The organism is Nocardia sp. NPDC049526, from assembly GCF_044465765.1.
Lineage (GTDB): Bacteria > Actinomycetota > Actinomycetes > Mycobacteriales > Mycobacteriaceae > Nocardia.
The window spans coordinates 59,452-72,911 of the sequence record NZ_JBITMA010000001.1; the positions used below are offsets into that span (position 1 = coordinate 59,452).

Sequence of the window (13,460 nt, forward strand, 5' to 3'; positions counted from 1 at the left end):
GCGCACCCGGGCCGCTCGCTTTTCGTTGACCGCCCGGTCCTACGCCAACCAGTCGTCCAGGGACGGGAGTTCGGTGGCTACTTTTCCGGTGAAGGTGGGTGGGCGTTTTTGGAGGAAGGAGAGGATGCCTTCGCGGAGGTCGGGGCTGGAGAAGGCGTAGGAGATGAGGCGGGCGTCGAGGGTGAAGACGTCTTCGGGGGTTTTGTCGCCGGACATGGCTACCAGGCCGCGGCGGATGGCAGCGATGGAGACGGGCGCTACCTGGGTCGCCAGTTCGGTTGCCAGGGCTTGGGCGGCGGGGAGTAGGTCTTCGGGGGCGTGCAGGCTGGTGACCAGGCCTGCGGCCAGAGCCTCGTCGGCGCCGAAAACGCGGCCGGTGATCATCCATTCCTTGGCCTTGGCCAGGCCGACGATGCGCGGAAGGAACCACAGAGAGCCGCCCTCGGGAAAGAGGCCACGGCGGGCGAAGACGAAGCCGAAGCGGGAATCCGTTGCGGCCAAGCGGAAGTCGGCGGCGAGCGTCATCGACAGGCCGACCCCGACAGCAGCACCCTGCATCGCGACAATGACGGGTTTGTCGAGATTCGTCATCGGCCGAACCACGCGCGTGGACCATTCGACCCAGTCGGGCGCGGTGACATCCTCATCGGAGCCACCCGCCGTGAGGTCCATCCCGACGCAGAAATCCGTTCCCACCGCAGCGAATACGACGACGCGGACCGCATCGTCGTTATCGGCGGCGGTGAAGGCGGCACCGAGTTCATCGGCCATTTGGGTGGTGAAACCGTTGCGCGCTTCCGGTCGGTTCAATGTGATCGTGGCGATCGCATCAACAACGCTGTAAGTGATAGTGCTGTAGGACAATTCGTCTCCTGACTACGATTCAGCGCTGGTGGGATGCGGCAGAGATGCGAGTCACAGCGGTGTCGGCGGCGGGTCGACCCTGGCTAGGGCCTCGTCAACGCCGCATAGCGAGCGAGATGCTGGTCGCTGGAACCGAATTCGTATTCGATCGCGCTCAGGCGCTTGAAGTAGTGGCCGATCGCGAGCTCCTCGGTCATACCCATCGCACCGTGCAGCTGCACGGCGTTCTGGCCGATGAAGCGCGCGGCCCGGCCGATGGTGACCTTCGCGGCCGAGACCGCACGCGCCCGGTCCGCCGCTGCCGCACCCAAGGAGTAGACGGCCAGATACACCGCGGCAATGGCCTGCTCGAGCTCGATGTACATATCGACCATGCGGTGCTGGAGCACCTGGAAGCCGCCGATCGGCTGACCGAACTGCTGCCGCTGTTTGGCATATTCGACGGTGTCCGCCAGCACCTTTCGCATGCAGCCGACTGCCTCGGACGCGATCGCGGCGATCGCCTCGTCCGCCGTGGCATCGATCGCCTCCCATGCCACGTCCTCGGCACCGAGCAGCGCATCGGCCGGCAACCGGAAGCCGGTGAAGGTGATATCGGAGCCGACCCGGTCGTCGATCGTCCGATACGAATGCAGCTCGACACCGGCGGGCGGCTCGGCGGCATCGAATTCGGTGAGGAACAGCGAGATTCCGTCCTTATCGCGCCGATCACCGGCGGTACGCGCGGTAATGAGCAGATGCGTCGCCAGCGGCGCACTGGTCACGACGGTCTTGACGCCATCGAGCACCCACTCGTCACCATCGCGACGCGCGGTGGTGGATACATCGTGCAGCGTCTGCCCCGAGTTCGGCTCCAGCGCCGCAAACGCGGTCCGCGCCGCACCGGAAACGATCTGTCGCAGTACCGAATCCGCACGCTCACCACCGGCCCGATTCAGCAGACCGGCGCCGACCACCACGGTGTCGACATACGGCTCGACGACCAGCGCACGGCCGAGTTCCTCGGTGATGATCATCAGCTCGACCGGACCACCGCCCATGCCATCGACCCGCTCGGGCAGGGTGGCACCGAGAATGTCCAGCTCTTCGGCGAATCCGCGCCACACGCTCGGCTGCCAACCGGCATCGGATTTCGCCGCGCCCCGGCTTTTGTCCAATTCGTAACGGGCGCCGAGGAATCCGGCCACCGCGTCGCGGAGCAGTTCCTGCTCATCGGTGAAGGTGAAGTCCATCAGAGCCCCAATGCTGCCTTGGCGAGGATATTTCGCTGAATTTCGTTGCTGCCCGCGTAGATCGAGCCCGCCCGGTCGTTGAAGTAGCGCAGCGGCGCGACCGCCTGCCAGTCCGCGCCGCTGCGATAACCGTCGGCGGGCGGGGTGAACTCGGCGATCGGCCCACCCGGCGCGGTGGCATGCGGCTGATAAACCCGCCCGCGCGGACCGGCTGCCTCCAGCGCCAATTCCGTGAGCCGCTGACTCAATTCGGTGGCCAGGATCTTGAGCATCGAGGACGCCGGACCCGGATTCTTGCCCCGCGCCATCGCCGAAAGCGTGCGGTACTCCAGGATTTCGAGCACCTCGGTGCGAATTCGAGCCTCCGCCAACTTCGCCGCGAATGCCGCGTCATCGATCAGCGGATTGCCGTCCGGCCCGGTCTGCCCAGCCGCCGCGGTGGCCACATCTTGGGCCATGACCTGCAGCATCGGCGCGGCCGCACCGCCACGCTCGTGCACGAGCAGATATTTCGCGACGGTCCAGCCGTCATCGATCCGACCGAGCACATTGGCCTTCGGCACCCGGACGTTATCGAAGAAGACCTGGTTCTGCACCTGTTCGCCGGAGGTCATCACCAGCGGGCGGATCTCGATGCCCGGCGTGGTCATATCGATCAGCAGGAAGGTGATGCCCTGCTGCTTCTTCCCCTCGCGCGAGGTCCGGACCAGGCAGAAGATCCAATTCGCCTCGGTGGCGTGGGTGGTCCAGATCTTGCTGCCGGTGCAGACGAAATCGGCGCCGTCATCGACGGCGGCCATGGTAAGTGAGGCCAGGTCCGAACCGGCCTCCGGTTCCGAATAGCCCTGGCAGAAGAAGACTTCCCCGGTCAGGATGCGCGGCAGATAGAAGGCCTTCTGCTCCGGCGTACCGAATGCGACGATCGCCGGCGCGACCATCCGGATGCCCATCGGCGAGAGCGACGGCGCACCGACCAGCATCGACTCGCGATTGAAAATGTAGTGCTGGGTGAGGCTCCAATCGCAGCCGCCGTGCTCCACCGGCCAGGCCGGTGCGGCCCAGCCGCGCTCATGCAGGATGTGCTGCCATTGCATGCTCGCCTCGTGGTCCGGGTACACGCTCGTCGCCAAGCGTCCGGCCCGCCGCAGCTGCGGCGTCAGCTTCTCGCCGAGAAATGCGCGAACCTCGTCGCGAAAGGCCAGATCGGCCGCTGACCAGTCGTAATCCATCTGCCCTCCCGGAGGGATCTGCGTCATTGCGTCGGGTCGTCCTGCGGCCCCATGAGACGCAATGTACGTCTGTCTCACCCCTAAAATCAAACTGATGCCACCTGCCTGCACTTGCGGGTGTCAGCAATCTTCGAAGGCGGCCTTGATGTATCCAGCGGACTGGTAGACGTAGTCGTAGGCCCACCTGGCGACCGACAGACGCGGCCCTGGATCCACCATCAGCACCTCGCCGTCCCAGCATTTCCCGAGGACGTAGCGGGCCCGCGAAATATGCGGCGTGAACGTGATGACGATGACTCGACGCCAATTTTCCGCGGCGGCGAGTTCGGCGAGTTCCCGGCCTTCGCCGCGCGTGGTGCGCGGCGACGGATCGAAGCAGGTGACCTGAAAGCTGTAGCGGCTGTGGCAGATTCGATTCACCAGCGCGCTGTCTTCATACGGGTCGGAGAACAGCACCCGGGGCGCGTAGCCCTCGCTCGCCAACCGCAGTCCCAGCTTCTCGCGCCCATCGTGCGCACCGCCGAGCACGAGAATCGCATCGGCTTTCGCGGGCACGTCCACCTGCGGCCGGACGTAAACCGGCCAAAGACCGGCGATCAGCACCACCACCGCAACACCGAGTACCACCCAGGCGCTGCGGGCCCGGATGCTGCGCTGGCGTCGCACAAGATCGATCGTAACCGGGCCGTCATCGGAGGGGTTTGAGCAGGTCAACAGGGCTATCCGCAATTCATGTCGCCACATGTACATCTGCTGTTGCCGAGACCCTTGCCTCGCTGACGTGGGGTGGCCATCGGCGGGACCTATCAATCGATCATGCGATGCACAGTCTTCGGAACCGGGTACCTCGGGGCCACGCACGCGGCGTGCATGGCCGAGCTCGGACACGATGTGATCGGCGTGGATATCGATCCGGGCAAGGTCGCGAAGCTGTCCGATGGCGTGGTGCCGTTCTACGAACCCGGGCTCGAGGAGGTGCTGCGCCGGAACCTGGACGCCGGTCGGCTGCGCTTCACCACCTCGTACGCGGAGGCCGCCGACCACGCCCAGGTGCATTTCCTCGGAGTCGGGACACCGCAGAAGAAGGGCGAGTACGCCGCGGACCTGAAATATGTGCACGCCGTGGTCGATACGCTCGCACCGCTGTTGGAGCGGCCATCGGTGATCGTCGGGAAGTCGACGGTGCCGGTCGGAACCGCCGCCGCATTGGGTACGCGGGCCCGCGCGCTGACCGACGCCGAGGTCGAGGTGGCGTGGAATCCGGAGTTCCTGCGTGAGGGTTTCGCGGTGAAGGACACACTGCGCCCCGATCGACTGGTGCTCGGCGTGGATCGCGCACGCGAAAACGCCGCCTGGGTCGAGGAATTGGTGCGCGAGATCTATGCCGATCTGATCGCGGCCGAGGTGCCGTTCCTGCTGACCGACCTGGCCACCGCCGAATTGGTCAAGGTCTCCGCGAATGCCTTTCTCGCGACCAAGATTTCCTTCATCAACGCCGTCTCCGAGGTCTGCGAGGCGACCGGCGCCGATGTGACCATGCTGGCCGACGCCCTCGGCTACGACGCGCGCATCGGCCGCCGATTCCTCAATGCCGGACTGGGTTTCGGCGGCGGCTGCCTCCCCAAGGACATCCGCGCATTCATGGCGCGCTCCGGCGAACTCGGCGCCGATCACGCGGTGGCCTTCCTGCGCGAGGTCGACAACATCAATATGCGCCGCCGCACCAAGATGGTCGATATGGCCGCGCGGGCCTGCGGCGGGTCGCTGCTCGGCGCCAATGTGGCGGTGCTGGGTGCGGCCTTTAAACCCGAATCCGACGATGTGCGTGACTCACCCGCGCTGAATGTGGCCGGGATGATCCAGCTGCACGGTGCGGTGGTGACGGTGTACGACCCGAAAGCGGCGGAAAATTCGCGACGGGTCTTCCCCACGTTGAACTACGCGACCTCGGTGACCGAGGCCTGCGATCGCGCCGACGTGGTGCTGGTGCTGACCGAGTGGGACGAATTCGTCGCATTGCGTCCGCAAGACCTCGATCCGGTGGTTCGCAAACGGTCGATCATCGACGGTCGGAACTGTCTCAATCGAGCCACCTGGAGAGACGCCGGATGGGTGTACGCGGGACTCGGCACACCGTAGAGTTGCCTGCGACGCGGGGGCGACGCCGGGACGATCAGGTCCTGCCTTCGGGTCTGTCGGACGTCGGCGGTAGGGTCCCGAAAGCGGGCCGATTCCCCTGGCGGGCGGCGCAGGCTCGCATGTCGTGATGTGTGAAACGGGATGGGCAGCTGATGAGTTCGGTTCTGGGAGTTTCGGTGGGGGCCGGCGCCGTCCGTATGGCGCGACCACACACCGCGAGCCCCCACGGCCCCATCGCCCCGCATTCCTTCGATCTGCAGACCATTCCGGTTGTCGAGCACCAGGTGGAGGAGCTGGCCGCCGAGGCGATCGGCGTGACGCTGGAATCCATGCCCGGTATCGCGGCCACCGCGATCGCCTACCGCAGTGAGCAGCATGCCAAGGCGCTGCGCGCGGCCATGGCGCGTCAGCAGCTCACCAATTACGAACTGGTGCCCGAAATTGTCGCCGCGGTCGAATTCGCGCAGGCCACCGGGGATATCCGCGGCATCTCCTCACTCGTCGTCTACGACCTCGGCAGCTCCGGACTGACGGTCAGCGTCGTCGACACCCAGACCCGTGAGATCCGGCACAGCGAACGCACCAGCGATATCAGCGGCGATTACCTGGATTCGCTGATCCGCGAACAGCAGATCGCCTCGGGCCGGATCGCGCATCCGCCGGATTCGGCGGGGCTGGCCGCCCTGGACGCACTGTGCCGCGAGGCCAAAGAGCAACTGTCCTCGAATACCGCCGTGGCACTGCCCAGCGAGCAGGGTTTGGTGCTGCTGGCCCAGGAGAATTTCGAAGCCCTCATCATGCTGGCGATCGAATCGTCGGCGCGGATGGCGCGCGATGTCATCGTGCGCTCGGATCGTCCGGTGCACGGTGTGCTCGCGATCGGCGGTTGTGCGCGAATTCCGCTGATCGCCAAGGTGCTCGAACGCTGGATGGGTGTGCCGGTCATCGTCCCCGACAACCCGGAGACGGTGGTCACCCGCGGTGCCGCCCTGATGGCGCGTCCGGTGCGGACGGTCGTTCAGACCCCGCAGCAGCACGCGCCCGCCGCGGATGCGCTGCTCGATGACGATGAACTCTCACCCGCCTGGCTATCCGCACCGCCCAAGCGGCGCCGCGGCAAGCGGGAAATCAATGGTGCGGTGTTGACCGTCAGCGCGCTGGCTGTCGTCGCGGCGATCGGACTCGGACTCGGTTACGGCCCACAGGTTCTCACGCGCGATTCGCAGAGCAGTGACCACCCGACCTCGGTCTCGCCGACCAGTCCGCCGCGCACCACCACCCTGGACCCGCAGATCGCCGTCGCCCCGGCCAGCACCACCGAGTCCGCCGAGTCAGTAGCCGCCCCGCCACCGTACCGTGCGACGACCACGGAGTCGCCCGCGCCCACGGCCGGCCCGAATACCATTGTCGTGCCAGGACTTCCGCCGATCGTGGTGCCGACGATTCCGCCCGTGATCCTCCCCTTCCCGCCACCCGCGCCGCGCTGAACTGGTCAGGCATTACGCAGAGGCGATTCGGTCACGACACGTGCGCGATCGAATATGTGCGGTGACCGAGGGGCACTGGGCGGTGCCACCTGCCGCAGCCGGCGGCGGTTACCGAGGAATCGGTCCGTCGTCGTCCCAGTATCCGCGCTGGTCAGGGCGGGGGTATCCGCGCGGGTCGGTGTCGTAGTCTGGCTCGTAGTCCTGTGGGTCGGCGCTGCGGTAGCCCCGATTGCGATCGTATGCACGGGGATTCGCGGGTTGGTCGTTCCAGGAATCCGGGCCCGGCTCGTCGTCCCGGGTCGGGGCAGAGGTCCGTTGGTGGCCGGGAGCTGTCGTGGCGCCGGTCGAGTTACGTGTGGACGGCCGGGAGCGCCGGGCAGGTGCGGACGACTCGGACTTCGCATGGCGTGAGTGCCGGGCCGGGGCAACGGGTTCGGGCTTGTGCCCGAAGGGACGGGCGAGCATTACGGCGATCGCCGTGGTCAACGGGACCGAAAGCGCCAGCGCGATACCGCCGACGGAGGAGCGAGCGATTTCGATCGCCACCGCGTCACCGGTCAGTACGTCGCGGATGGAGCGGCCCGCGACGCTGAACAGCAGCAGCAACGGGAGCGCGCCACCGGCGTAGGCCAACACCAGGGTGTAGACCGTGCTCGCGATGTGGTCCCGGCCGACGCGCATGGCAGCTGCGAAAACCTCGCGGCGCGAAGCGGATTCATCGATGGCGGCAAGTTCGAAGGCGGCCGAGGCCTGGGTGATGGTGACGTCGTTGAGCACACCGAGCGAACCGATGATGAAGCCCGCCAGCAGCAGACCGGTAATGCTGACGTGCTCGATGTAGGTGGCGACGTTGGTGTTCTGTTCCTCGGATAGGCCGGTCAGATGCGTGACCTCGATGGCGATCCAGGACAGAACTGCCGCGACGATCATCGATGTCAGCGTGCCGAGCAGCGCCGAACTGGTGCGCAGATTCACACCGTGCGCCAGATACAGCACGGCATACAGGATCATCGCACCCGCGACCAGCGCGACCGGAATAGCGGGCTTACCGTCCAACAATGCGGGCAGCATGAACAGCACGAGCACCGCGAAGGCGAAGACCAGCCCGAGCAGCGCCCGCAACCCGCGCCAGCGCGCCACCACGATGACCACGACCACGAAGGCCAGCACGATCAGGGTCAGCGGCAGCCCGCGCGAGTAGTCCTCGAACGAGTACAGTGGCATTCCGCTCGGATCGGTCTGCCGGACGATCCGGATGTGGTCACCGGCATGCAGATCGGGTTGTCCTGGGCCGGGAGCGATTTCGAACAGGGTGTGATTGCCCTTGTGCGGACCGGAATCGATGCTGATCAGACTGCGCTGACAGGTGTAGCCTGCGGCGCGCGGCTGCTCGGGCTTATCGATGAACACCTTGCCGATCGAACTGCTGCCGCACGCACCGACGTCCTGCATCACCACGGTTCCGGCCTCGGTCTGCACCGCGCCGCCGCCCGCGTTCTGCATCGGCAGCGGGATATCGATGTGCTGGCTGCTCGGCCACAGCACGATCGCGGCGATCACGACAACGACACCGATCGCGGCGAGCAGTCCGACGACCACACGGGCCGCGGTCGCGCCGATCGCGATGGGGCCGGAATGGTCGTGGTGATGGTGATGATCACTCATGGCTCACCGGACTCCTACCTTTTCGTCTGTAGTCCAGGGTGCGAGCTTAAAGGATTTCATTTTCAAGATCGGACTCGCGGACCGGCAGCGACCGACGAAGAGTCAGGAAAAGGTGCCCACCCGTCGCCCGACCATCACCGCTCATCGAATCGCTTCGCGATGCTGTACCGGGGGGAAGTTCGGGAGGGGGCGGCGGAGAGCAGGGGGATGTCTCCGCCGCCCGCAGGTTGGCGCCCAGGGGGGTAGGCAGCCTAACCCGAGGCCAGGTTGTCCAGGGGGGGTAGACAACTTGACCGGGCACTCGAAGTGCCAAGAGACACTGTACACAAAAAGTCTCGTTTAGCGCTAGCTAGTAACCAAAACTCGCAACTATCCGTACGCCGGGTATGTTTTGCCCCCGGAAGCGGGGCGATCCGGTAACCCAGCGCACGCTGACGAGGAAGTTCGGACCGTCCAGTCGCTACTGCCGATAACTCGACAGGAAGTTCCCGAAGCGCTCGATCGCCACCGCGAGATCCCGTGCCCACGGCAGCGTGACGATCCGCAGATGATCATGATTCGGCCAGTTGAACCCGGTCCCCTGCACCATCAAGATCTTCTCCTGCAGCAGCAGATCCAGGATCAGCTTCGAATCATCGTGGATTTCATAGACGTTCGGATCCAACTTCGGGAACGCGTAGAGCGCACCCTTCGGCTTCACACAGGAAACGCCCGGGATCATATTCAGCCGCTCCCACGCGACATCGCGCTGCTCGAGCAGTCGGCCGCCGGGCAGGATCAGATCCTCGATGCTCTGATGTCCGCCGAGTGCCACCTGAATCGCGTGCTGCGCAGGCACATTCGGGCAAAGCCTGGTCGAGGCGAGCAGATCGATGCCCTCGAGGAAACCAGCCGCATGCTCCTTGGGTCCGGTGATCGCCAACCACCCGGAGCGATAGCCCGCGACCCGGTAGGCCTTGGAAAGTCCGTTGAAGGTCAGGCACAGCAGATCGGGCGCGAGCGTCGCCAACGAAATGTGCTTGGCGTCGTCGTAGAGGATCTTGTCGTAGATCTCGTCGGCGAGCAGCAGCAGTTGATGCTTGCGCGCGAGGTCGACCAGTTGCTGCAGCACCTCGGTGGAGTACACCGCACCGGTCGGGTTGTTCGGATTGATGACCAGCAGCGCCTTGGTCTTATCGGTGATCTTGGATTCGATATCGGCGATATCGGGCTGCCAGCCGTTGGATTCGTCACACAGGTAGTGCACCGGGGTGCCACCGGCCAGGCTGGTCATGGCGGTCCACAACGGATAGTCGGGCGCCGGGATCAGCACCTCGTCACCGTTGTCGAGCAGCGCCTGCATGGTGATGGTGATCAGCTCGGAGACGCCATTACCCAGGTAGACGCCGTCGACATCGAGTTCGGGGAAGCCGGGGACCAGCTCATAGCGGGTCACGATGGCGCGCCGGGCCGACAGGATGCCCTTTGATTCGGAGTAGCCCTGCGCATACGGCAGCGCGGCGATGATGTCGCGCATGATCACATCGGGCGCCTCGAAACCGAAGGGCGCGGGATTGCCGATATTCAGCTTGAGGATGCGATGCCCCTCCGCCTCCAGCCGTGCCGCATGTGCGCCCACCGGTCCACGAATTTCGTAGAGGACGTTCTGCAGCTTCGTGGATTGCTCCAGGACGCGCGGCGGGTGATGCGGTAGATGGCTAGGACTCACCCTGCCTATGGTGCCATCCCGGGCAACTGGTTAATGAACGCCTGATGGCAGCGCCTTCGGTGCTGCGTGTTCGCGGCCCCCTGCTGTCTCGCGCCCGAGCCGTCGAGACTCGCGCCTGCGGCGCATGCGCCTCGACGACTCGGACGCGAGACGGGCCGCGAACTCCTCGCTCGTAAAACTCGCTCCGTGATGTCGACAGTGCTTGTAGCCGCAGCTCGGTCCAGCGCGCTCACCGCAGGATCAGGACGACGCGTTGCCCGGTGGGATGCCTTTGGCCGCAGTGGTTCCGCAGAACTCTTCGATTTTCTCGTCGAGGAACCGCGCCTCGACGGCGTCGCGGAACTCCGGTCCGGCGATCCGCCGCCGCAGCCCGACGAGCCGTTCCTCCAGTTGGGCGATGCGCTTGTCCTCGGCCAGGCCGAGTACCGGAACCAGCGCGGCGGCCGCGCCGTCCAGACTGCCGTTGATCAGATGCGCCGCGGCGCTGTCGACCCGGGCCATCGCCTCGGTGCCGTAGGAACGCCGCTCGGACGGACCGTTCGCGTACAACTCGATGGCCTGTTGCGTCGCGGCCAACGCGGGTTCGGCCTGACCGAGATGGATATAGGTCGCGCCCGCGTAGTAGTGGGCCTTGGCCTCGTTGAAGCCGAATACGCCGCCGACCTCATCGTGCAGCGAGTCGGTATCGGACACCTCGCGGGCATCGTCGGCGGCCCGGATACAGCGATCGGCATCGGCGTCACTGCCCAACCGGGACCAGATCCTGGCCTCGATATTCAATAGTCGAACCTTGGCCGTGGCCGATTCGGCGAAGTCCTGCCCGCTCTGTGCCAGCAGCACTCCCCGACGCGGTCGATCGGACCAGTATTCGATCAGCGCGTGCATGCCGCGGGTCCAGGCGCGCAACCCGTTGTGACCACACAATTCCGAATAGGCCCAGGCCGCTCTGATCTGCTCGCCCGCGGCATCGAGATAGCCGAGGTCGGTGCTCGCATTGGCGAGCAATCCCGACAGCGTGCCCGCCAGCAGATACAGGTGGCTGGTATCGGCGGGGCGCTGATGTCCCTCCAGCAGCCGGTACACCCGGCGGCGCACTCGCAGCATCTCCACCATCATCGGTACGGGCGGGATGTGCACATATTCGTTCGCGATGCGCGTGACATCAGCATCGAGCTGTTCCAAGGCGGTGGCACCCACATTGGTACTCTCGGCCTGGCCGGCATGCTCGCTCGCCTCATGGGCAGCCGCCATGATCAGATCCCTCTCCGAAATCGCCGCTAACGCATCACCTCTCATCGCACCGGCGTCTATGAGAGCCAAAAGGTCCGCGTCACTCGAATAATTGGCGCGAGCCGAGACATCGGCCCGCCTTTCGAATCCGGGCGCGGTCGGCCGATCGAACACTGGTTGATCGATCATGGCCGCAAACCGCGCCCGCACAACATCGTCGGACCTGGCCAGGGAGGTATCGAGGGCGGCTTGATTCACCGGGCGTGGATGGACCCGCGCGCCGCCGGCCTCCCACTTCGATACGAGCCGCTCGTGCACACCCAGATGTGCCGCGAACTCCCGGATACTCATCCGCCTGGCATCGCGAAGGGCTCGGGCCTCTCTACCTGACCACTGCCGGACCACGATGTCATCCCTTCCGAACGAACTCCTTCCCAGGGTACGAGCGCTTTGTGAGTGCGGCCACAGGCAAAAGCCGTCCGCTATCAGAGGCAGCGGAATGGCAGTAGAAGGCGAGCGGGTGGGCAATTCCCGAATCGCCGTCCGGCACAGGACCCTTGGACACGAGGAGGCAAGGAGTTGGCCGTGAACGTGGAGAAACTCAGAACAGTCGACGATTGGGTGGCCTATTACCGGCACGAGTTCGGATTACCGGTCACTGAACGCGGCGGGTTCGTGATGCTGCCCATCACCGGCCGGGTCTGCGTTGTCCATCTGCCGACGCGCCGGGCCGAAAAGGTCAGGGCCGCTTTGGAACAGCAAGGGACGAGGGGCCCCATGCTGGCCAGGCAGATCCGCTGGAGCTTCCTCGCCGAGCCGGACAGTCGGCCGGGCGCACAGGTATTGGAGGTGCTGAACCGTCTCGATATAGGCATACCGGCCATCGGCAGTGCCGTGATGTTGCCGACCGGGCTCGGTCGATGGACCCGGGAAGGGTGCTTCTGGGTCAACCCACCGAGTCGCGGCGACACGCTCCCACCGTTATCCGTCGTCATCACGACGGCACTCGCGGTGGGGGCGGGTGGCGGGGACTGAATGCGTCGTCGGTCCCCGCCGCCGGGCCCTACCGAGTCCGCCCCTCTACTGGCAGTCGACAGGGGCGGGCTCGGTCGGGCGTTTTGCGGGCCGATCCAACGTGGGCGAAGAGGCAGCGAAAGGGCAGTGGGGTTGCGTCCTGGAGCCGAAACCCGTACGCATCTGCAAGATTCGAGCGAGACGAGGAAGATCGTTCGGATCGACGCCGAGGCGTACGGGTCACCGCCGAAAGTGCCTGCCGCCGGCCGCAACTACTTCCGGCCCGCCGAAACCCGCACTGCCACTGATTACGTGGGCAGCGGGAAGTTCAGATATGACCGGGAAGGGGTCGGTCCGCGCTGACCCTGGTATTTGGAGCCCGCGCTGGTGCTGCCGTAGGGGTTCTCGGCCGGACTGGTCAGGCGCAACAGGCACAGCTGACCTATCTTCATACCCGGCCACAGGGTGATCGGCAGATTCGCCACATTCGACAGTTCCAGTGTGATGTGGCCGCTGAAGCCCGGATCGATGAAGCCCGCCGTCGAGTGAGTCAGCAGGCCGAGCCGTCCGAGACTCGACTTACCCTCCAGCCGACCGGCCAGATCGTTCGGCAACGTGCACACCTCGAGCGTGGAGCCGAGCACGAATTCGCCGGGGTGCAGCACGAACGGCTCACCCGCGCCGGGCTCGACCAGACTGGTCAGCTCATCCTGACGTTGCGCCGGATCGATATGGGTGTACCGAGTGTTGTCGAATACCCGGAACAGCCCATCGAGGCGCACATCGATACTCGACGGCTGGATCAGATTTTCCAGGAGCGGCTCGACGCCGAGACGCCCAGCGGCGATCTCCGCACGGATGTCACGATCGGAAAGCAGCACGCCGACGAGCG

At 65.5% G+C, this 13,460-nt stretch carries 10 protein-coding genes and 1 pseudogene; 3 read left to right on the plus strand and 8 right to left on the minus strand.

Annotated elements, in window-relative coordinates:
* Positions 1-39: 39 nt before the first annotated feature.
* The 4 genes from ACIBW7_RS00245 to ACIBW7_RS00260 form a co-directional block, all read right to left on the minus strand.
* Positions 40-864: an enoyl-CoA hydratase-related protein gene (locus ACIBW7_RS00245; RefSeq protein ID WP_397042633.1), complete on the minus strand. Its 825-nt coding sequence runs from the start codon at positions 862-864 to the stop codon at positions 40-42.
* Between the two features lie 83 nt (positions 865-947).
* Positions 948-2,096 carry an acyl-CoA dehydrogenase family protein gene (locus ACIBW7_RS00250; protein WP_397042635.1) on the minus strand — a complete coding sequence of 383 codons (1,149 nt, stop codon included), beginning with the start codon at positions 2,094-2,096 and terminating at the stop codon, positions 948-950.
* Positions 2,096-3,325, minus strand: a complete 1,230-nt coding sequence (locus ACIBW7_RS00255; protein ID WP_397044084.1) for an acyl-CoA dehydrogenase family protein — start codon at positions 3,323-3,325, stop codon at positions 2,096-2,098. The genes ACIBW7_RS00250 and ACIBW7_RS00255 overlap by 1 nt, the downstream gene beginning before the upstream one ends.
* A gap of 120 nt (positions 3,326-3,445) precedes the next feature.
* Positions 3,446-3,991 (minus strand): YdcF family protein, encoded by a 546-nt coding sequence (locus ACIBW7_RS00260; protein WP_397042637.1) that lies wholly within the window; start codon positions 3,989-3,991, stop codon positions 3,446-3,448.
* Between the two features lie 150 nt (positions 3,992-4,141).
* Between ACIBW7_RS00260 and ACIBW7_RS00265 the strand changes: the two genes are divergently transcribed.
* On the plus strand, positions 4,142-5,464 hold the full coding sequence (locus ACIBW7_RS00265; protein WP_397042638.1) for a UDP-glucose dehydrogenase family protein: 1,323 nt from the start codon (positions 4,142-4,144) through the stop codon (positions 5,462-5,464).
* Positions 5,465-5,616: 152 nt separating this feature from the next.
* Complete coding sequence (locus ACIBW7_RS00270; protein ID WP_397042640.1) at positions 5,617-6,951, plus strand: Hsp70 family protein; 1,335 nt, start codon at positions 5,617-5,619, stop codon at positions 6,949-6,951.
* Between the two features lie 396 nt (positions 6,952-7,347).
* On the opposite strand, the pseudogene ACIBW7_RS00275 reads toward ACIBW7_RS00270, so the two are convergent.
* The 3 genes and pseudogenes from ACIBW7_RS00275 to ACIBW7_RS00285 form a co-directional block, all read right to left on the minus strand.
* Positions 7,348-8,616, minus strand: a pseudogene (locus ACIBW7_RS00275) (YibE/F family protein); the annotation flags it as partial.
* Between the two features lie 460 nt (positions 8,617-9,076).
* On the minus strand, positions 9,077-10,333 hold the full coding sequence (locus ACIBW7_RS00280) for a pyridoxal phosphate-dependent aminotransferase (protein ID WP_397044086.1): 1,257 nt from the start codon (positions 10,331-10,333) through the stop codon (positions 9,077-9,079).
* 231 nt (positions 10,334-10,564) lie between these two features.
* Positions 10,565-11,905 carry a helix-turn-helix domain-containing protein gene (locus ACIBW7_RS00285; protein ID WP_397042641.1) on the minus strand — a complete coding sequence of 447 codons (1,341 nt, stop codon included), beginning with the start codon at positions 11,903-11,905 and terminating at the stop codon, positions 10,565-10,567.
* A gap of 234 nt (positions 11,906-12,139) precedes the next feature.
* On the opposite strand from ACIBW7_RS00285, the gene ACIBW7_RS00290 reads away from it, so the two are divergent.
* A complete protein-coding gene (locus tag ACIBW7_RS00290; RefSeq protein WP_397042643.1) occupies positions 12,140-12,589 on the plus strand; it encodes a hypothetical protein in 450 nt (149 codons plus the stop codon).
* Positions 12,590-12,876: 287 nt separating this feature from the next.
* Here the strand turns inward: ACIBW7_RS00290 and dcd are convergent, their stop codons facing one another.
* Positions 12,877-13,449, minus strand: a complete 573-nt coding sequence (gene dcd, locus ACIBW7_RS00295; protein ID WP_397042645.1) for a dCTP deaminase — start codon at positions 13,447-13,449, stop codon at positions 12,877-12,879.
* Positions 13,450-13,460: the final 11 nt, after the last annotated feature.

Coding starts and splice junctions, on each gene's coding strand:
- ACIBW7_RS00250 (WP_397042635.1), bottom strand. CDS start 2,096: ATGGACTTCACCTTCACCGATGAGCAGGAACTGCTCCGCGACGCGGTG.
- ACIBW7_RS00270 (WP_397042640.1), top strand. CDS start 5,617: ATGAGTTCGGTTCTGGGAGTTTCGGTGGGGGCCGGCGCCGTCCGTATG.
- ACIBW7_RS00285 (WP_397042641.1), bottom strand. CDS start 11,905: ATGAGTATCCGGGAGTTCGCGGCACATCTGGGTGTGCACGAGCGGCTC.
- ACIBW7_RS00265 (WP_397042638.1), top strand. CDS start 4,142: ATGCGATGCACAGTCTTCGGAACCGGGTACCTCGGGGCCACGCACGCG.
- ACIBW7_RS00255 (WP_397044084.1), bottom strand. CDS start 3,325: ATGGATTACGACTGGTCAGCGGCCGATCTGGCCTTTCGCGACGAGGTT.